15 protein-coding genes are annotated in these 19,990 nt (G+C 62.4%); 11 read left to right on the forward strand and 4 right to left on the reverse strand.

The window, feature by feature from the left end; genetic code table 11:
- Nucleotides 1-3 precede the first annotated feature (3 nt).
- The 4 genes from gap (at nucleotide 4) to BTW08_RS13435 (ending at nucleotide 4,031) form a co-directional block, all read left to right on the forward strand.
- Entirely contained in the window at nucleotides 4-1,005 is a 1,002-nt protein-coding gene (gene gap, locus BTW08_RS13420; protein ID WP_075563034.1) for a type I glyceraldehyde-3-phosphate dehydrogenase, read from the forward strand.
- Between the two features lie 372 nt (nucleotides 1,006-1,377).
- Nucleotides 1,378-1,785 (forward strand): hypothetical protein, encoded by a 408-nt coding sequence (locus BTW08_RS13425; RefSeq protein ID WP_139313657.1) that lies wholly within the window; start codon nucleotides 1,378-1,380, stop codon nucleotides 1,783-1,785.
- 63 nt (nucleotides 1,786-1,848) lie between these two features.
- Nucleotides 1,849-3,153: a GGDEF domain-containing protein gene (locus BTW08_RS13430; RefSeq protein ID WP_075563036.1), complete on the forward strand. Its 1,305-nt coding sequence runs from the start codon at nucleotides 1,849-1,851 to the stop codon at nucleotides 3,151-3,153.
- 74 nt (nucleotides 3,154-3,227) lie between these two features.
- Nucleotides 3,228-4,031, forward strand: a complete 804-nt coding sequence (locus BTW08_RS13435; RefSeq protein ID WP_075563037.1) for a dienelactone hydrolase family protein — start codon at nucleotides 3,228-3,230, stop codon at nucleotides 4,029-4,031.
- 118 nt (nucleotides 4,032-4,149) lie between these two features.
- Here BTW08_RS13435 and pncB read toward each other — a convergent pair whose 3' ends face one another.
- Together pncB and BTW08_RS13445 are read right to left on the reverse strand one after the other, a co-directional pair.
- Nucleotides 4,150-5,325 carry a nicotinate phosphoribosyltransferase gene (gene pncB, locus BTW08_RS13440; RefSeq protein WP_075563038.1) on the reverse strand — a complete coding sequence of 392 codons (1,176 nt, stop codon included), beginning with the start codon at nucleotides 5,323-5,325 and terminating at the stop codon, nucleotides 4,150-4,152.
- A gap of 124 nt (nucleotides 5,326-5,449) precedes the next feature.
- Complete coding sequence (locus BTW08_RS13445) at nucleotides 5,450-5,749, reverse strand: DUF4190 domain-containing protein (RefSeq protein WP_246837743.1); 300 nt, start codon at nucleotides 5,747-5,749, stop codon at nucleotides 5,450-5,452.
- A 202-nt stretch (nucleotides 5,750-5,951) separates the two neighbouring features.
- On the opposite strand from BTW08_RS13445, the gene BTW08_RS13455 reads away from it, so the two are divergent.
- The 3 genes from BTW08_RS13455 (at nucleotide 5,952) to BTW08_RS13465 (ending at nucleotide 9,906) form a co-directional block, all read left to right on the forward strand.
- The gene (locus tag BTW08_RS13455) at nucleotides 5,952-7,124 is read left to right on the forward strand and encodes a GNAT family N-acetyltransferase (RefSeq protein WP_075563041.1); all 1,173 of its coding nucleotides are present in this window, start codon (nucleotides 5,952-5,954) and stop codon (nucleotides 7,122-7,124) included.
- Nucleotides 7,125-7,232: 108 nt separating this feature from the next.
- On the forward strand, nucleotides 7,233-9,101 hold the full coding sequence (locus tag BTW08_RS13460) for a monovalent cation:proton antiporter-2 (CPA2) family protein (protein ID WP_075563042.1): 1,869 nt from the start codon (nucleotides 7,233-7,235) through the stop codon (nucleotides 9,099-9,101).
- Nucleotides 9,064-9,906, forward strand: coding sequence for a fructosamine kinase family protein (locus BTW08_RS13465; RefSeq protein ID WP_075563043.1), 843 nt, complete (start codon nucleotides 9,064-9,066; stop codon nucleotides 9,904-9,906). Before BTW08_RS13460 ends, BTW08_RS13465 begins: the two co-directional genes overlap by 38 nt.
- 78 nt (nucleotides 9,907-9,984) lie before the next feature.
- Here the strand turns inward: BTW08_RS13465 and BTW08_RS13470 are convergent, their stop codons facing one another.
- Together BTW08_RS13470 and BTW08_RS13475 are read right to left on the reverse strand one after the other, a co-directional pair.
- The gene (locus tag BTW08_RS13470; protein ID WP_075563044.1) at nucleotides 9,985-10,938 is read right to left on the reverse strand and encodes an SMP-30/gluconolactonase/LRE family protein; all 954 of its coding nucleotides are present in this window, start codon (nucleotides 10,936-10,938) and stop codon (nucleotides 9,985-9,987) included.
- Nucleotides 10,939-11,173: 235 nt separating this feature from the next.
- Nucleotides 11,174-11,806 (reverse strand): TetR family transcriptional regulator, encoded by a 633-nt coding sequence (locus BTW08_RS13475; protein ID WP_075563045.1) that lies wholly within the window; start codon nucleotides 11,804-11,806, stop codon nucleotides 11,174-11,176.
- Between the two features lie 174 nt (nucleotides 11,807-11,980).
- On the opposite strand from BTW08_RS13475, the gene BTW08_RS13480 reads away from it, so the two are divergent.
- From BTW08_RS13480 to BTW08_RS13495, 4 genes are all read left to right on the forward strand, one after another.
- A complete protein-coding gene (locus tag BTW08_RS13480) occupies nucleotides 11,981-13,270 on the forward strand; it encodes an efflux RND transporter periplasmic adaptor subunit (protein WP_083627871.1) in 1,290 nt (429 codons plus the stop codon).
- Complete coding sequence (locus BTW08_RS13485; RefSeq protein WP_075563046.1) at nucleotides 13,270-16,461, forward strand: multidrug efflux RND transporter permease subunit; 3,192 nt, start codon at nucleotides 13,270-13,272, stop codon at nucleotides 16,459-16,461. The genes BTW08_RS13480 and BTW08_RS13485 overlap by 1 nt, the downstream gene beginning before the upstream one ends.
- A 494-nt stretch (nucleotides 16,462-16,955) precedes the next feature.
- Nucleotides 16,956-18,446: a glycogen synthase GlgA gene (gene glgA, locus BTW08_RS13490; protein WP_245392087.1), complete on the forward strand. Its 1,491-nt coding sequence runs from the start codon at nucleotides 16,956-16,958 to the stop codon at nucleotides 18,444-18,446.
- Nucleotides 18,447-18,718: 272 nt separating this feature from the next.
- Nucleotides 18,719-19,942 carry an alpha amylase C-terminal domain-containing protein gene (locus tag BTW08_RS13495; protein WP_075563047.1) on the forward strand — a complete coding sequence of 408 codons (1,224 nt, stop codon included), beginning with the start codon at nucleotides 18,719-18,721 and terminating at the stop codon, nucleotides 19,940-19,942.
- The last annotated feature ends 48 nt before the right edge of the window (nucleotides 19,943-19,990 follow it).

Genomic DNA, 19,990 nt, shown 5'->3' on the forward strand with positions numbered 1-19,990 from the left:
ACCATGACATTGCGTGTCGCCATCAATGGATTCGGCCGCATCGGCCGTAACGTGCTTCGTGCCATGTATGAAAACGGCTATCGGGATCGGATCGAAGTCGTCGCCGTCAACGACCTGGGCGATCCGGCGCTCAATGCCCATTTGCTTCGTCACGACAGCGTCCACGGGCATTTTGGATTCGAGGTCACTCACGATAGCGATACTCTGAGCGTAGACGGAGATAGCATCCGGATCCTCTCCGAGCGCGATCCGGCGCAGCTGCCCTGGAAATCGCTGAACGTCGATCTGGTGATGGAGTGCACGGGGCTGTTCACCAAGCGTGACGCTGCCGCCAAGCACATCGAAGCCGGCGCCGAGCGTGTGCTGATCTCCGCGCCCAGCGGTGACGCCGATGCCATGGTGGTATTCGGGGTCAACGAGCATGTGCTCAAGCCCGAGCATCGCGTCGTCTCCAACGCTTCCTGCACTACCAACTGTCTGGCGCCGGTGGCACAGGCGCTGCAGGAAGGGGTCGGCATCGAGAGCGGTCTGATGACCACGGTGCATGCCTACACCAACGATCAGAACCTCTCGGACGTGTATCACAAGGATCCGTACCGGGCGCGTAGCGCGACCCAGTCGATGATCCCGACTCAGACAGGCGCCGCCGCGGCCGTCGGTATCGTGCTGCCAGAGCTGAACGGCAAGCTCGATGGCCTGGCGGTTCGTGTGCCGGTGATCAACGTGTCGCTGGTGGATCTGACCTTCACCGCCGGCCGCGATACCAGCAAGGAAGAGATCAACCAGATCGTCGAGAAAGCGGCTGCCAAGTCGGCGGTGCTGGCGGTGAACTCGCAGCCACTGGTCTCGATCGATTTCAACCATGATGCCAACTCGTCGACCTTTGACACCAACCACACGCGCGTCAACGGGCGTCTGGTCAAGGTCATGGCCTGGTATGACAACGAGTGGGGTTTCTCCAACCGCATGTTGGATACCGCACTGGCAATGCAGGCTGCCAGCTGATTTCGGACGGATCCGGGATCTGAACACATCGGGCGACAGCATGGCTGTCGCCCGATGTCGTTTTCCGTGCGAGCATGGCGCAGTCCGTGCTCCGTGACCTTTTCCTCTGCTGTGTCATCCCTTCTGCTACTTTATCTCTTTTTCCCGCAGTTTTTCTGCTGCGAGCGCTTCGCCTGCTGCCCGTGATTGTGCGGTTTGACCTGAGCCTGTGGCCCGGTTCGTAGAATCCCGAAATCGTGTCCCTTAGCGCCGAAGTCATGCCTGATTTGCGCTCAAGTCGTTCGATCAGGTGTCGATAGAGCGTGTAAGCTGGGCAAATGTGCTTGCGGGCTTGGACTTGCCGGGCCGACCCTCTAATGTAGCGCTGAACGAATGTCATTTTTATTCACGCGTATTTTATCTACGCATCATTTCATCCACGCATCGTTTCATTTACGCACAGAGGTCGGCGGCGTCATGCAGGACAACATCATCAATGCGCATCGTTTGATCGGCGAGACCATCCACGAACCCGAAACAGAGCGCCGCGGCCGGATCGTCGGTGTCGATCAGTCGCGTGCCGTGCCGGTGATTTTCGTGATCTGGCAGGAGCAGTCGGGCATACAGCGTTTCGAATTGACGCGCGACGAGCTGCGTCAACTGGCCGAGGCCTGTGGCCGTGCCCGTTCTACAGGCCACGGTACCAAAGCCGAGCGCAAGAGCAACGACACGGGGGCATCGCTCGAAGATGCCACGTTCGTTTCGCCGGAACTGAATCAACGTCGTGTCGGCTCACGCTGACGCGATTTCGTTTTATCACCCAGCCGCGCGTCATGGTACTGCGGCTAGATGAGGCCGGAGTGCATGGGTCAACTGAACGCCTTCGTGCATGCCGATGGCAGTTTGAGTGCGGAAGCGCAGCACTGGCTGCAATCGTTGCCGGGCACGGCCTATGTCACCGATTCGGCGTGGTGGCTGGGCGAGCTCCACTTCCTCGCCGATTCCATCAGCACGTTGGGTCAGCGCCAGGCGGCGGATTACTGGTCTCAGCCCGACCGATGGCTGGCCCAGATTCCCGAGCCCGAGCGTTGGCCGTTACTCGAACAGCTGCAGCAGGCACTGGCGCGCGGCGATCATGCGGCGCGGCTCTCCTACGTGGTGGAAAGGCAGGATGGCTCGCAGTGCGAGGTCGACGACAGCCTCAGCATCCTGCGCAATGCCGACGGCGCGGTGGTCGCGCTGGTGGGTTTCCTGTTGCCGCAAAAGATCGAACCCGTCGCGAGCGAAAGTCTGTCCCTCCAGGCACTGCTCGATTACAGCGACGACGTGATCATGGCGCTCGACGAGGATCTCAACTGCTGCGACGTGGCGGGCAATACCCAGGGCATGCTCGGCATCGCCGTGGCATCGCTGCGCTCGAGTTCACTGTTCGGCCTGATGGCCCCCGAGGATGGCTCGCGGGTTCGGCGGTTACTGGCGGAGGGCGCGGCCGAGGCGACCTCGAAGATGCTGGAGCTGAGGTTGAGGCACCGGGATCGCGGGTACCGCTGGTTTGAGATCCATTTCTCGCCGTGTCCGTTACCCGCGGCGCTGACATTGACGTCTTCGGAGATGCCGGGTTGGATCGCCGTCGCGCGGGACATCACCCAGCGCCGGCAACAGTCGCTGCAGTGGGATGCGTACACTGCCACGGATGAATTGACGTCGGCCCTCAATCGAGAGCCTTTCATGGGCCTGTTGAGCCATGCATTCTCGAGCGGCGATGCCACCGCCCGGTTCACGCTGATCGTCTTCGACGTCGATCATTTTGGCGATATCAACGCCGCCTGGGGACGCGAAGGCGGTGATCTCGTGCTTTCGTGCATCGGCGAGATGTGTCGGGCGACGCTGAAGGAGCGTTTCAGTTTCGGAAGGCTGGAAGACGATACCTTCGCGCTGCTGCTGAGCGGCAAGTCGCTGCAGGAGAGCGCTGCCATCGCGGAGCGGCTACGCGGGCGGTTCGCCTCGACCCGAGTGGAGTTTCATGGTCATTGGCTGGCTTTCTCGGTTAGTCTTGGGGTCGCCGAACGCCGTGCGGATGAGTCCGCGGAAGCCCTGCTGGCGCGCGCCGAGGCGGGTGTCAAAGCCGCCAAGCGCAACGGAAGAGACCGTGTACAGCAGGCGCCATGAAGAAAAAAGCGACCAATCCTCGCGCCAGGCCAATCGAAAGCCTTGGCCAAGCCAGTCGAACAAGGAGAACGACGATGGGAAGACTACTGCTGGCCTCGCTGCTTAGCCTGATAAGCGTATCGGCGTGGGCCGATGAGGTCGAGGGGCCCCACGTCCAGGGACAGACCTTCGAATACTCCACCGGCGGTCAGACCTACCAGGGTTACCTTGCCTACAACGCCAGCGACGATCAGCCCCGCCCGGGCGTGCTGCTGGTGCATGAGTGGTGGGGTCTCAACGATTACATGAAGCACAAGGCCGACCAGCTGGCCGCGCTGGGGTTCGTCGCCCTGGCGGTCGACATGTACGGCGATGGCAAGGTGGCCCAGCATCCCGCCGATGCCAAGGCGTTCTCCAGTCAGGTCATGCAGGACTGGCCGTCTGCGCGGGCGCGGCTGGAAGCGGCGATGTCGGCACTGCGAAAGCACCCCGCGGTGCGTGAGGATCGCATGGCAGCGATCGGTTACTGTTTCGGCGGTGGCGTGGTGATGAACATGGCGCTGGCCGGCATGCCCCTGGATGCGGTGATCAGCTTCCACGGCAGCCCGACCCAGGTGGTTTCCAGCCCGCAACCTTTCGATGGGGTGGTGCGAATCTACAACGGCCAGGACGATACGCTGGTCGACCCCGATGCGCTCGATAGCATGGCATCGGCGCTGACCCAGGACGGCGCCGATGTACGCGTGGTCCAGTATCCCGGCGCCAAGCATGCTTTCACCAATCCTGATGCTGACAAGCTGGCCAAGGAGGACGATCTGCCGCTGGGCTACAATGCCGCCGCGGATGCCGCCTCCTGGCAGGCCGCGCTGCTGACGCTGGACGAAGCGCTGAATCAGTAGACTGGCGAACGAGCTACGAGCTACGAGCTACGAGCTACGAGCTACGAGTAAGGCAGAAGAAGAGAGAAAGCCACGAACGATCGGGTTCGTGGCTTTTTCGTGGGGTCTTGGTCGGTGTCTAGTCGTGGGGGCGGCTCAGGGCCAGTACGCGTTTGGCCAGGGCAATCATCTCCGGGTCGCCGGTGTGCTTGTCCGGCACGTCGGACAGCTTGATCACGGGCAGCCAGTGCTGGCCTTCCGGCCTGGCTTCGACCATCTTGACCACCATGTTCATCGGCTCGACACCGACATCGTTGGTGAAATTGGTGCCGATGCCGAAGGCCATGCCGATACGGTCATGGCAGAACGCCTGGATTCGCTCGACCTTTTCCGGGGTCAGCGCGTCGGAGAAGATGATCGTCTTGCTCCGCGGATCGATTCCCAGCTTCTCGTAGTGGGCAATGGTCGAGGCCGCGAAGTCGATCGGATCGGCGCTGTCGTGGCGCACGCCATCGAAGAGCTTGGCGAATTTCTTGTCGAAACTTTCGAAGAAGGCCTGGGTGGTGAAGGTGTCGGTCAAGGCGATGCCGAGATCACCGCGATAGACGTCGACCCAGTGCTCCAGCGCCAGACTGTTGGCCATCTTGAAGCCGAAACGTGCGCCGTGGAACATGAACCACTCGTGAGCGTGGGTGCCGATGGGTTTGACCCCGTGGCGCATCGCCAGCAGCATGTTGCTGCTGCCGCTGAACGCCTCGCCTCCGTGACGGCGCAGCGCACCGACCACGCGGTCATGAACCTCGAAGGAAAACCGGCGTCGCGTGCCGAATTCGGCGATTTTCAGCCCCATCCGCTGGTATTGCTCGATCTTGTCACGGGTGCGCGCCTCCACCGTTGCGTCGTCGTCACGCTCCACGCCGCGCAGGCGATACCAGAGTTCACTGATCAACGCCATCAGCGGGACTTCCCACAGGATGGTGCGATACCAGAGCCCGTCGATGGTCACCGACAGCTCGCTGCCCGTCTGCTCGATGATGACTTCGGCCGGGTTGTAGCGAAAGCCGGCCAGGAAATCGAGGTAGGTCGGATCGAGGTAAGGACAGGTGACTTCCAGATACTGCTTCTCGGCTTCGGTCAGGACCAGGTCGACCATCGCGTCCACTTCATGCCGTAGCGCCTCGCCGAAGCCTGCGGGAAAGGCATGATCGCCGCGGTTGATGAAGGCGTAGCGCGCCTGCGCGTAAGGGAAGCGCTTGATCACGGCGTTCTGCATCGTGATCTTGTAGAAATCGTTGTCGAGAAGCGAAGTCAGCATGAAAATCCATCATCAGCGTTAGCAAAGGGCGCGATCGGCAGCCCGGCAAGCGTTCTTCCATGGGTACGGGTCGGGCCATCGCTATGGCTTTCGTTCATCGGTACGGCTTTCGTCCCTCGGTCCGCTAAAGGAAGGCCATGACACCGAACATCGCCGCGACGAAACCCCCGAACAATAAAAGACCGGCCAGCGATAGCAAGATCAGCAAGTAGCCTAATATCAGACCGGCGAGAGCCCAGCTGTCTCCCGACTCCTGTTTCCGGCGAATCTGCCGCCGAGCCAGGTGCCCGCAGACGACGCCACCGAGTGCCGCCGGCGGCACCAGCGTCCCCAGCACGCTCAGCGCGAAGGCAACCAGCGCCATGATGTTGGTCGGCGCCGGCGGTGGCTTAGGTTGGCCGGAAGGGGCAGAGGCGAATGTCATCGGGCTAAGCGTCTCGCGATCTTGGATTGTCGACCTGGGATTATCGGTCCTGGGCTATGGACTATGGACCTTGGGCATGGACAGAGTATCGCACGCTTGCCCGCGGCTCTCGAAGTTTTCGGCCCAGGATGTTATCCACATTGTCATCGCTTTGATCTGACGACCTAGAGCACAGGCCGGCAGCGGAAAACAGGAGAGCAACATGGTGTTGCGGGTCGAGAATATCGGCAGTCTTGCCAACACGAGTGCGGCGCGCTGGAACGGTGTCGTCGGCGATCGCTATCCTTTCCTGCGCTATGAGTTTCTGGCGGCTCTGGAAGCGTGTGGCTGCGCCGATACGGCCACTGGCTGGGAGCCGGATCACCTGATGGTCGTCGACGGGGAGCGCGCGGTTGCAGTGTTGCCGCGCTACGCCAAACATCACTCTCGCGGCGAGTATGTCTTCGACTGGGCCTGGGCCGACGCCTGGGAGCGAGCCGGCGGCGACTACTACCCCAAATCGTTGTCGGCGATACCGTTCACGCCGGCGACGGGGCCGCGACTGGCGATCGCCGAGGATGCCGATCGGCGCGCGGTCATCGCGGCGCTGGGGGCGGTGATTCGTGAGTCCGGGCTCCAGAGCTGGCATCTGCTGTTTGCCGACAGCGATGAGGTCGACGACTGGCAGGCCGCTTTCGACGCGCCGCTGATGGAGCGACAGGCGGTGCAGTTTGCCTGGCAAGACGATGACTTCGGCGACTTCGAGGGGTTTCTGGCCCGGATGAGTTCGCGCAAGCGCAAGGAGATCCGGCGCGAGCGTCGCAAGCTGGCCGAGCAGGGGTTCGTCTTCGATCGGCTCACCGGCCCCCGGATCGACGACGACGCGCTGGCCCAGTTCTATCGCTGCTACTGCATGACCTATCTGGAGCGGGGGCAGCGGCCCTATCTCAGTCTGGAATTCTTCACCCGTCTGCGCGACGGTATGGCCGATGCCCTGGTGCTGGTTCGTGCCAGCGTCGGCGAGCGGGCGGTGGCGGCGGCGCTGTGTTTTGAAGGACGAGGACTCGAGGGGCGGAGTCCCGACGGAAATGGGACGCTCTATGGCCGCTACTGGGGCAGCGAGGTCGAGGCCGATTTTCTGCATTTCGAGACCTGTTACTATCAAGGCATCGAGCACTGCCTCGAGCGAGGTCTGACTCGATTCGATCCCGGCACTCAGGGGGAACACAAGCTCACGCGCGGTTTTGCGCCGGTCATCAGTCGTTCGCTGCATTATCTCGATCATCCGGGGTTTCGGGATGCCGTCGATGAGTTCTGCCGCGAGGAGCGGCGTCACGTCCAAGCCTATTTCGAACAGTGTCGCCTGCGTCTGCCATTCAAGACCGAGGTCGATTGAGTCGATAGCGCGCGGCGCTCGAGCCGTTCGAGCCGTTCGAGTTTATAGAAGGCCCACGATGGCGAGTTCCACTACGGCACGCGTCGCGGCAACGAGGGTACGAGCGAGATGGATTTTCTCAACGAAGCGGCCGTGCTGTTGGGTGCGGCGATCATCGCGGTGCCGCTGTTCCAACGCCTCGGTCTAGGATCGATTCTGGGCTATCTCTGTATCGGCTTGCTGGCAGGCCCCTCGATCAGCGGCTTCGTGTCCGAACCGGAAACCGTTCTGCATTTTTCCGAATTCGGCGTGGTCATGCTGCTGTTCATCATTGGGCTGGAACTCGAGCCACGGCGGCTATGGTCGATGCGCAAGCGCCTGCTGGGGCTGGGAACGCTGCAGATGGCGGGTTGCGCGGCACTGCTGATGCCGATCGGATTGCTGTTGGGCCTGCCGCCGAGTATCGCCATTTTTCTGGGGCTGACGCTGGCGCTGTCGTCGACCGCCTTCGCGCTGCAGGTGCTCAACGAACGTCGCCAACTGGCAACGCCGCACGGCCAGAGCGCCTTCGCCATGCTGCTGTTCCAGGATCTGGCGGTGATACCGCTGCTGGCGCTGTTGCCGTTTCTGGCCGGTCGCGCCGACGCCAGCCCGGACGACGGCTGGGTCATCGCGCGCAGTATCGGGGTGGTGATCGCCGCCATTGCCTTCGGGCGGCTGGTGTTCCCCCGCGTGCTGTCGCTGATCGCGCGCAGCGACGTTCACGAGATTTTTACCGCCGCCGCGCTGTTTCTGGTGCTGGCGATGGCGCTGGTGATGCAGTGGGCGGGCCTGTCGATGGCGCTGGGCGCTTTCCTGGGTGGCGTCATGCTGGCCGATACCCCGTATCGCCACGAGCTCGAGGCCAATATCGAGCCGTTCAAGGGCTTGCTGCTGGGGCTCTTCTTCATCGCTGTCGGCATGTCGGTCAATCTGACGTTGGTACTGGACAACGTGCTGCTGGTGGTAGGGCTGGCCGTAGCGATGACGCTGGCCAAGACCGCGGTGTTGGCGATTATCGGGCTGCTGACGCGGCTGCCGCGCCCGGAAATTCCCCGGCTGGCGACGATCATTGCCCAGGGCGGAGAGTTCGACTTCGTGCTGCTGACCGCCGCGGTGGCCGCCGGGGTCATCGACCAGCGCATTGCCAGTCTGTGTATCGCGGCGGTCACGCTCAGCATGGCGGCCACGCCTTTTCTGTATCGACTGGGGGAAAGGCTGGGCAATCGGCTCAAGGAGAGCCGCCCCTACGACACCGACTTCGGCGACGACACGCCGCCCGTGATCATTGCGGGGCTTGGCCGTTTTGGCCAGATGGTCGGGCGGATGCTCAAGATGCAGGAGATCAATTTCACCGCGCTGGATCCCAATATCACTCAGGTCGAGTTCATTCGCCGCTTCGGCTCGCGCATTTTCTACGCCGATGCGACCCGGCTGGATCTACTGCGCGCGGCCGGCATCGATAAGGCGCGCCTGCTGGTCATCGCGGTGGATAGCGAAAGTGCCGCGCTGACCATCGCACGGCTGGCGAAGACCCACTTTCCGCATCTCACGGTCTATGCACGAGCGCGTAACCGTCATCACGCCTGGCAGCTGATGGAGGTCGGGGTCGATAGCGTGGTGCGCGAGACGTTCGCCTCGAGCATGGAGATGAGCGTCGAAGTGCTCAAGGGGCTGGGCTACCCCAGTGCCAATGCGATCAATGCGGTGCGCACGTTCCGCGATTTCGACAATCAACTGCTCAAGGACACTTACGCCCATCGCAATGACACCGAGCAGCTGATGGCGACCGAACAGGCGGCCATGGCCGAACTGCAGTCGCTGTTTCAGCAGGCGCTCAACCGAGGCCGTGGCAGGGAGAGTCCTCGTGACGAGCGTGTCGTACCCAGCGATGGCGAAGACGTAAAGAAGGAGACCCATCATGACGCAGACGCTGAAACGACGACTCGCGGCGCTTGACGTGTCGACGGACGGTGGTCTGACGCCGCTCTCCGGCGGTGACAGCGGGGCGGGGCTTTGGCGAATCGAGGGCGGGACGCCGCGTATCGTCAAGCGGGATTCGCCAGAGCGCGTAGCCGGTGAAGCGGACGGCTTGCGGGCGCTGCAGTCGGCCTGTCGTCTGCTCATCGTGCCCGCGGTGCTGGCGCAGGATGATGACTTGCTGGTCATGCCGGCGCTGGACGACACGGGGAAGCGCGATGGCGCCGCGCTGGGTGAAGGGCTACGTCAGATGCACCAGGATTCCCGGGATGCCGAGGCGGGCCATGGCTGGCCACGAGACAACGCCTGCGGGCTGACGCCCCAGCCCAATGCGCCGCTGCAGGATGGTCGGGTTTTCCAGCGCGAACGCCGGCTGTTGCCATTGGTGACGCTTTGTTGCGAACAGGGGGCACTGAACGCCCAGCTGGCTGCGCGTATCGAGCGCCTCGCCGAATCGCTGGAAGGGTGGTTGCCCGATACGCCGCCCTGCCTGGTCCACGGTGATCTGTGGTCGGGCAATGTGCTGTTCACGCCCGCTGGGCCGGCGATCATCGACCCGGCGGTCTATCGCCATTATCCGGAGGTGGATGTCGCCATGTTGACCCTGTTCGGCGGGCCGGGAGAGGCCTTTTTCGAGGCCTACTGGGATGGCGATCGCCCCGTGGATTGGGAACGTCGCGAGGCGCTGTTCCAGCTCTATCCGCTACTCAACCACCTATATCTGTTTGGACGGGGTTATCTCGGCGGCGTGCAGCGAGCCGTGGACCGGGCCCTGGCCGAGTAAGGCGGCTCGGCGTGCCATTGAGTCTTTTTCTGTCATCCATGTCGCCGATGTTCTTTTTTGCCTCCCGGCAGCGGCGTATCACCGCTCGGGAGCGCGAATGTCCGAGGGGCCAACCGGTTCACCCAGCACGTCATGGCCCCGGGTATTGAGATGCAGCGCATAGAGCGAGGTGGTGGCGCAGATATACAGCCGGTTACGGCTGATGCCGCCGAAACAGACGTTGGCTACGGTCTCCGGGATCACGATGCGCCCGAGTCGGGTGCCATCAGGGGCATAGCAGTGCACGCCGTCGCCGGCGCTGGTCCACAGGTTGCCGGCGAGATCGAGACGAAAGCCGTCGAAGAGGCCGTCCGACGAAACGGCGAAAACCTCGCCGCCTGAAAGACGATGATCCGATTCGACCCTAAATCGACGAATATGGCGCGGGCCGTCATCGCGATGGGTGGCGCCGGTATCCGAGACATAGAGCCAGGCTTCATCGGGCGAGAAGGCCAGGCCGTTGGGCTTTTCGAAATCGTCGGCGACGCGGATCAGTCGATGCTCGGGGGTGAGGCAGTAGACGTGGCAGCCCATCTCGGCGTCACGCAGGCCGCCTTCGTAGTCGCCGTCGATACCGTAGCTGGGATCGGTGAACCAGATCGAGCCGTCCGACTTGACGGTGACGTCATTGGGCGAGTTCAGCCGGTGGCCCTCGAATCGATCCGCCAGCGTGGTGATGCGCCCGTTGTGCTCGGTGCGCGTGACGCTGCGCGAACCGTGTTCACAGGTAATCAGGCGGCCTTCTCGATCCCGGGTCTGGCCGTTGCCGAAGGCGGCAGGCTGGCGAAAGACCGCGACATGACCATCGCACTCGTCGTAACGCAGCGTACGATCATTAGGGATGTCGGACCACAGGAGATAACGCCCGGCGGGGTCGTAGACGGGGCCTTCGCACCAGCGACCGCCGCTCCAGAGTCGTTCGAGCTGAGCGTTGGGGAGGATCAGCGACGTAAAGCGAACGTCGTCGACGATGTACCCATCGGGATATTGCATGCAGCCACCTTCAGAATATGAGACCGATCAGAATGTAGGGCCTAGCAAAATCTAGGACGACACAGTCTTGTCGCTGCGATATCGGCTGTCATTGAGACGAAAGTTCTATCGATGACAATGTGCTGATGACACTGCCATCGACGAGCTTCGTCATGACCTATCGAGCGGTTCGCACCGCGTCGTCGTGGTCATTGGCGAAAGGTCGCCCTGGTCATCGGTGGAAAGGTCGTCCTGGTCATCGGGGAAAGCCTGCTGGCGTCACGCTGATGCGCTCGAAGAAGGTGTCGATCATGCGGGGTCCAATTTCACCGATATCGTAGCGTTCGGGATCCCGTAGCCAGTCATGCATGAGTCCCAGAAACATCGACATCAGCATGCGGCAGGCAATTTCCGGCTCGATGCTGGCGGCGAGGGTGCCGGTGTTGTGAGCTTTTTCGAAGCGCTCGAGCATTGTCTCGTAGCAGTCGCAGGCCAGCTGGTCCTGCAGCGCGAGAATGTCGACATCGCTGGCCGATTCGCTGCAGTGCAGCAAGATGGTATGGACGCGACGCGAGCGCGGGCCCTGCAGCCGCCCGAGAGCGTGAAGCGTCGCCAGGCGCAGGCTTTCCAGCGGCGCATTGGGCTGGTCGGGATCCTCGACATCATCCAGCAACTGACGCAGTGGCATCTTGACGCGATCGAGCATGGCGTGGAACAGATCGGACTTGTTCTTGAAATGCCAGTAGACCGCGCCTCGCGTCATGCCGGCTTGCCGGGCTATCTGCTCGAGCGAGGTTCGTGACACGCCGCGCTCGAGAAAAGTGACCTCGGCAGCGTCCAGTAACGCTTCGCGGGTTGCCTCGGCTTCGGCCTTGGTGCGTTTGGGCATGATGGTGTCATCGACAGGTGAGTGGGTGCATGACGTCAGACCGGCATTTCTTATGTTGAGGTTAAAACCGCCGTGACAAGAGCATAACCAATTTTCTGCAAGTTTACATTCATGTATGTATGCCTGTAAGCTCGCGGGATTAACCTAGGCATCATCCTTCCAGGACGGAGACTCATGCGCCCTAATTTCGTGAAATGCACCCTCGGTTTCGGTGGGGCGTTGTTGCTCTCGTTGGCGCTGGCCGGCTGTGGCGACGACGACTCGCAAAATGCTCAGCAAGGCGGGGGGCAACAACAAAAGCCGCCGACAAAGGCGGAAGTGATCAACGTCGAGGCGCACGATGTCGCGCTTTCCAAGGAATATCCCGCCCAGGTTCGCAGCAATCAGGAGGTCACCGTGATGGGTCGCGTCGAGGGTGTCCTCGAAGCGCGTCATTACCGCGAGGGCAGCATGGTCGAGAAGGGTGACAAGCTGTTCACCATCGAGCAGGCGCCCTACGAAGCCACGGTCAAGCAGAATCAGGCCGACGTGCAGAGTGCGCAGGCGGAAGTGTCACGCGCCCAGCGCGATGCCGAGCGCTACAACCGTCTCTACAAGCAGAACTCCATCAGCCAGCAGCAGCGCGATCAGGCCCAGGCGGATCTGATTACGGCCCGGGCCGCTAAGGCCCAGGCCCAGGCCGCGTTGGACAGCGCCCAGATCAATCTCAGCTATACCGAGGTCAACGCCCCGGTCAGCGGCATGATCAGCCTGAGTGAAGTCAATGTCGGCAACCTGGTGCAGCCGCCCCAGGAGCTGGCCACGATCACGCCATTGAATCCGATCGAGGTGCGCTTTTCGCTGCCGGCCAACGACGCCTTTTCGCTGCGTCAGCAACGTCAGCAGGGCGATACCGAGCAGGCCAACGTGGCCGTGCTGACCGCGCCCGGTACGGAAAGCGCCTCCCGCGATGCGCTTCAACTACGCGGCAAACTGGATTTTCTGGGCTCCCGGGTCGATGAATCCACCAGCACGGTGCAGGCCGAAGCGGTGTTCCAGAACGATGACCAGGTTTTCCTGCCCGGCCAGTTCGTACGGGTCGCGTTGCCCAACGTGATGCGGTACGACGTCTATGCGGTTCCCGCGATTGCGGTGACCGAGGGACTCAAGGGGCCGCAGGTCTTCGTGCTCGACGATGAAGGCAAGGCCGGGGCGCGGTTCGTCTCGCTGGGCGAGATCGCCGGTGATTGGCAGATCATTACCGATGGACTGAAGCCCGGCGATCGCGTCGTGGTTTCGGCGATCGGCAGCATCTCCGCCGGTGACAAGATCGATGCGCAACCGTTCAGCGGCAAGGTGCCGGAACCGCAGAACAACGCCGGTGAAAATCCTTCCCAGGACCCTGACGCGCAGGGCGGTGAAGGCGTCGAGGGCGCCAAGCGGGATGCCCAAGAGGCAGACGACGGACAGAACGGAGCCAACTGATGAACTTTGCCAGCGTTTTCATCAGGCGCCCGATTTTTGCCACGGTCATCTCGGTCATCATCACGCTGATCGGTTTGATGGCGATGCGCACCTTGCCGATCGAGCAGTATCCGCCGGTGGTGCCGCCGACGATCAGTGTGTCGGCGACCTATCCCGGTGCCAGCGCCCAGACCGTTTCCGACACGGTCGCCTCGGTCATCGCCCAGGAGATCAACGGCACCGAAGACATGATCTATCTGACCTCGTCGAGTTCCGACAGCGGTCAGATGTCGATGAGCGTCTATTTCAACATCGGTACCGATCCGCAGACGGCGACGATCAACGTCAACAACCGGGTCCAGCGGGCACTGTCACAGTTGCCCAGCGAAGTGCAGTCCCAGGGCGTGACGGTCGAGCAGCGCTCGTCGAGCATTCTGCTGTTCGTGGGTATCACCTCGACCACGGATGCCTACGATTCGCTCTACCTGACCAACTACGCCAATATCAACGTGACGGACGAGTTGTCACGGCTTCCCGGCGTGGGGCAGGCGCAGGTACTGGGTAGCCAGGAATTCGCCATGCGCGTCTGGCTCAATCCGGACAAGCTGGCGCAATACGACCTGACGCCGGCCGAAGTCTCTTCGGCAATCCAGGCCCAGAACGCGGTGGTGGCGGGTGGCAAGCTCGGTGCCGAGCCCCAGAGCGATCCGACGCCATACACGTACACCATCACGACCCAGGGGCGTTTTGACAGCGTCGATCAGTTCCGGGACATCATTCTGCGCACCAATGCTGACGGCTCCTCGCTGCGGCTGAGCGATGTCGCCCGGATCGAGCTGGGCAAGAACAGTTACGGTATCCAGGCCTACGTCAACAACAAGCCGATCGCGCCGATCGCGATCTACCTGCAGCCGGGTGCCAACGCGCTGGACGTCGCCAAGGAAGTCAAGGACGCCATGGCGGATCTCAAGACGCGATTCCCGCCGGGGCTGGACTTCGAGATTCCCTACGACACCACGCTGTTCATCGATGCATCCGTCGAATCGGTGGAGCACACCTTCATCGAGGCTCTGCTTCTCGTCGCGGTGATCGTGTTCTTGTTCCTGCAGAGTTGGCGTTCCACCCTGGTGGCGATGTCGGTGGTGCCGATCTCGGTGGTGGGGACGTTTGCCGGCATGTATCTGCTCGACTTCTCGATCAACCTGCTGTCGCTGTTCGGCATGATACTGGCGATCGGCATCGTGGTGGACGATGCGATCGTGGTCATCGAGAACATCGAACGGATCATGGACGAGGACGAGGAGGCGACGCCGTTCAGCGCGGCACTCGAAGCGATGAAGGAGGTTTCCGGCGCGGTCATCGCGACGGCGTTCATCATGGCGGCGGTGTTCGTGCCGGTTGGCTTCATGAGCGGTCTGACCGGCCAGATGTACCAGCAGTTCGCGATCACCATCGCGATCTCGGTAGCGATCTCGGCGATCGTGGCACTGTCGTTCACTCCGGCGATCGGCGCGATCTTTCTCAAGCACCAGGATCGCATGCAGCAGTCCGGGTTCGTGCGGGCCATCCGCAAGCCGTTCGACTGGTTCAACAAGATATTCGACAAGATCACCGACTTCTTCATGGCGATCACCAATTTCATCATTCATCAGCTGTGGCTGGTGGTGGTGGGGCTGGCGGCTGCCGGTATCGTCTCCTGGATGATCTTCGCCCAGTTGCCGGCGGCGCTGTTGCCTTCCGAGGATCAGGGTGTGGCTCTGGCCTCGGTCAGCCTGCCGGCGGGGTCGTCGGTAGCGCGCACCGACGCCTACGTGCAGGAGTTGAGTCAGCGGCTGCGCGATGCCGTGCCGGGCATCAACTACGTCACCGGGATTCCGGGCTTCGATATCCTCTCGAGTTCGCCCAATACCGCCAAGGGTACGGTCTTCGTCACCATGAAACCGTGGGCGGATCGTGACATCACGGTGGATCAGCTGACCCAGAAGATCATGCAGATCGGCGGTCAGATTCCGGGCGGCAAGACGGTTGCCTTCAACCTGCCACCGATCCAGGGTCTGTCGCCCACCGGCGGGTTCACCGGCTATCTGCAGTCCTACGGCGGCGATACCTCTCAGCAATTGGCAGAGGCGGCTGGAAAGGTCATGCAGGCGGCGGCCGAGCGGCCGGAACTTGCGGGTGTCTTCTCGTCACTCGACGTCAACGTGCCGGTCTACGAGGCGGATGTCGATACGGACAAGGCGCGCAGCCTGGGTGTGGATATCACGGACTTGAATACCACCATGGCGAGCACTTTCGGTAGCTCCTTCGTCAACTACTTCACGAGCTCGAGCCGTAACTTTCAGGTTTATCTCCAGTCCGAGGACGATTTCCGGCGCAATCCGGACGACCTGAGCAAGGTCTACGTGCGCGGTGGCGACGGTCAGCGTATTCCGCTGTCGGAACTGGTGACCCTGACCCGTGGCAAGGCGCCGTCGGTGCTGCAGCGCTACAACACCTACTCGGCTGCGCAATTCTCCGGCGGGCCGGCACCGGGCTATAGCTCGGGTGAAGCGGTACAGGCGATGCAGGAGGTGGTGACCGATACCCTGGGCACCAATTACGGGATGGGCTGGAGCGGCGAGGCCTATCAGCAGGTCAACGTCGGCACCGCGGCGACGCTGGCACTGTCGTTCGGTGTGATCATGATGTTCCTGATCCTGGCGGCGCAGTACGAGAGCTGGACCTTGCCGCTGGCGGTGGTGTCGGCGGTGCCGTTCGCCTTCGTCGGCGCGATTCTCGCGGTCTACCTGGCAGGCTTGAGCACCAGCGTCTATCTGCAGGTGGGTTTGCTGGTGGTCGTTGGGTTGGCGGCAAAGAACGCCATCCTGATCGTCGAGTTCGCCGAGCAGCAGCGCAAGCACGCGGGGCTTTCGGTGGTCGATGCGGCCAAGGTGGCGGCGCGTCAACGTTTCCGCCCGATCGTGATGACCTCGCTGGCGTTCATCGGTGGTACCTTGCCGCTGGCGCTGGCGTCGGGTGCCAGCGCGGCGAGTCGTAATCAGATCGGCACGCCGGTGGTGGGCGGCATGATCTCGATCACGCTGCTGGCGACGATTTTCGTGCCGGCGACCTATGTGCTGATCATGAAGGTCACGCATGGGTTGCAGTCCAGACTGGGCAGGAACAAGTCCGGCAAGGATCGGCAGTCGCCGGAGTCGCGCGAAAGCCATTAACGGGGCCCGCAAGCGATACTGAAAATCCAGTCCTCGACAGGCAACCTCCCATGGGGGTTGCCTTTTTTATGGTTGTTCATCCACTTCTCTCCACAGCCGTTCAAACGGACTTTGACGCTTTCCAGGCAGTGGCATATATCTGTACCTAGTGACATCCTTGCGCGAGCAGTGCGTGGCTCGGTGGGCGGAGCGTCTACCGGAGCGCGCCTCGTGCTCGACTCATTTTTCATCCTTTATCCCCAGGAGAACCGTCATTACAGCCGTTGGCCCGTTTTATTAACGCCGGTTATCGTCGTTGAGTGGTATCGGAGCGCACGATGATGGGTCGACGCTGGTTGCTACCCACTGGTGGACCGGATGTTCGGGGGAGGCTGGATATGACGCAGGCCGTGGTTCATGGAAAGAACAGCCGGACGGCAGCAAGAGGTGGGGAGACGTCCCACTGGCTCGCATCGGCGTCCGGCCAAGGGGCAGCAAACGCTTCCCGAAGTGCCTTGTCGCGACCCATTCCCGTCGCGCCGGAGCGCCACCGGCGTGTGCTGTTCGTGACGACCGAGATCGCCGACTTCATCAAGGCCGGCGGGCTGGGGGATGTGTCCGCGGCGCTGCCACGCGCGCTGAAACCCAACTACGATGTGCGGGTTCTGATGCCCGGCTATCGTCAGCTACTCACCGCTGGACGCCCGATCGTCCACGTCGCCAGCCTACCTGCTCGCCACGAGTTGCCCGCGTGCGAAATCGGCCGTCTGCTGTGTGAAGACGGCCTGATTATTTATGTGGTGCTGTGTCCCGAACTCTACGATCGGGTGGGCAACGCCTACGGCGATGAGCTGGGCGTGGGCTGGGCGGACAACGACGTTCGCTTTGCGCGGCTGGCAATGGCCGCGGCCGAGCTCGTCAACGATGTTGCCCTGCTCGATTGGCAGGTCGACCTGCTGCATCTCAACGATTGGGCCACCGGGCTGACAGCGGGATACGTGCGCTGGCTCGGCAAACGTTACGTGCCCTCGGTCTACACCATTCACAACCTCGCCTATCAGGGCGTTTTTCCCGCCGAAAGACTGCCCGCACTGGGCATTCCGGCGACGGCCTTTCATATCGATGGGGTCGAGTTTCATGGCCAGCTCTCGTTCATGAAGGCCGGGCTTTCCTACGCCTCCCACGTCACGACCGTCAGCGGCAACTACGCCGTCGAGATCACAACGCCGGCGCTGGGCTGTGGCCTCGAGGGACTGCTCAAGAAGCGCGCGCTGGAAGGGCGTCTCAGCGGGCTGCTCAACGGCATCGACGATCACTGGGATCCGCGTACCGACCCGCATCTGGCGCCCAATTTCGGCATCAACGATTGGCACGGCAAACGCGCCAATACCCAGCGTGTGCGTCGCATGTTCGGGCTCGCGCCCAGCGGCGGTCCGCTGTTTGCCGTGGTCTCGCGGCTGGTAGCGCAGAAAGGGCTCGATCTGACCATCGAGGTCACCGACGCCATCGTGCGGGCCGGCGGCCAGCTGGTCGTAATCGGCCAGGGTGAACATGCCATCGAGCAGTCGCTCGTCGAGATGGCAACGCGCTATCCGGGTCAGGTGGGCGTCAACATCGGTTTCGACGAGGGTGAGGCGCGTCAGATCTATGCCGGAAGCGACTTCCTGCTGATGCCATCGCGGTTCGAACCCTGCGGACTCAGCCAGCTCTACGCGCAGCGCTTTGGCTCGCTGCCGATCGCCCACCGAACCGGCGGGCTCGCGGATACGATTCAGGACGGCATCAACGGCTTGCTGTTCGATGATATGAGCGTGGAAAACTATCGTGCCACCGTGCTGCGGGCGTTCGATCTGTTTCGGGCGACCGATCTGTTCTACGCCATGCGCCGGGCGGCGATGGCGGGGCGGCTGCACTGGCGCCAGGCCGTGATTCCCTACCGCCGGCTTTACGCCGATCTGCTCTCGGAGGCGACCGTCCGATCCGACGACGTCGCGGCACGACGATGACGAATTCCCGCCCAGGGCGCGCCAGTGCCGGAAGTACTGAAAGTGTTGAAAGTGTTGAAAGTGTTGAAAGTGTTGAAAGTGCCGAGAGTGCCGAAAGTGTTGAAAGCGCCGAGAGAGACAACGAATCCGGTCCTCCTGAACTGAACGCCCCTGCGCAGAGGACTTCGACGCTTCCGGGTATCCGGCCGATCGCCGCTGATTTGTCCGCTGCCTCGTCATCCGTTTCCTCGTCCGTCCCCACGCCGCGTGACGCCGCGCGTCCGGGGAGCAAGATGAGAAGCAGTGAGTGGCTGGGCACCTGGTCCTGGGACGACGGCGACTGGATGCGAGCCAGACCCGGACGCCACGGGGGCGAGATGCCGCTGGCTTTCTATCGCCTGCGCGCACTCGACTGGTATCTCTCCCGTTTTGCCCTGCCGATGAACTGGAATCGGCTCGCCGAGGAGCTGGTGCCCTATGTTGCCGATCTGGGCTTCACGCATATCGTCCTCGACGGCGCGCTGATCGGCCAGCCGCATAGCGTCGTCTGCCAGTTCATCGAGACCTGTCACATTGCCGGTGTCGGCGTGGTCATCGTCTATTCGCCGCTATCATCGATGACCCAGCCGGAATTTCTGGCGTGGTGTGATCGCTGTCATATCGATGGCTACGAGGAGGTGATCGATCACTCCGGGGAGGGCCGCGGCGCCGAATGCCGACTGTTTCTGAGCAAGACCACCGAGCCGGTGCTGGTACTCGATCCTCGGGTGCGATGGCGCCTTGCCAGTGCCGACTACCTGGCACTGTCTCCCGCCGAGCGCTGTCGGCAACACGCCGCCTGGATTGCCGCGCTGACGCCCCGTGAACTCAGTCGCGGCCTGCTGGAGCAGGTGCCTGATGACACCACCGCGCTGGGGCAGTGGCGCTTGCAGGTTCATGGCGATGATTGGCAGCGTTTCGCGGCGTTCAGGACGTGTCTGGCATTGATGTGGGCATTGCCTGGCGACAAGCAGGTGGCAATGGGCGTCGAGCTGGGCCAGGTTCTGGCCGAGCCATGGGAAGCTGCGCTGCACTGGCCGCTGCTCTTCGAAAGTCGTCATGCGGGCGTACTGCGTCTGGTCGCCGATCTCAACCGTCTCTACGTCAACGAGCCGGCGCTGCAGGTTCGCGGCGAGGATCGTCTCGGCTTCGAGTGGCTGGTCGACGACGATAGCGACAACTGCGTGATCGTCTTCGCGCGCCATGCCGAGAGCGGCCATGCCAGCTTGGTCTGCGTGTGCAATTTTCAGGCCTGTGTTCACTATCGCTATCGTCTGGGCGTGCCCAGCGCCGGCTGGTGGCGCGAGACATTGAACAGCGACAGCGTCTTCTACGGCGGCAGCAATGTGGGCAACGGCCGCGGCGCCATGACGGAGCCGATACCCAGCCATGGTCACGCCCAGTCTCTCGCCGTGACAGTACCGCCGATGGCGGCACTGTTCCTGCGCCACGAAATCTGGTTCGAGGATGGTTCATGAGCGCGTCGTTTCAAGCGGGGGACTCCGCGGGTGAGTCAGCGGGTGAGT

It is taken from the genome of Salinicola sp. MH3R3-1, from assembly GCF_001937155.1.
In the GTDB taxonomy this organism is placed as follows: domain Bacteria; phylum Pseudomonadota; class Gammaproteobacteria; order Pseudomonadales; family Halomonadaceae; genus Salinicola; species Salinicola halophyticus.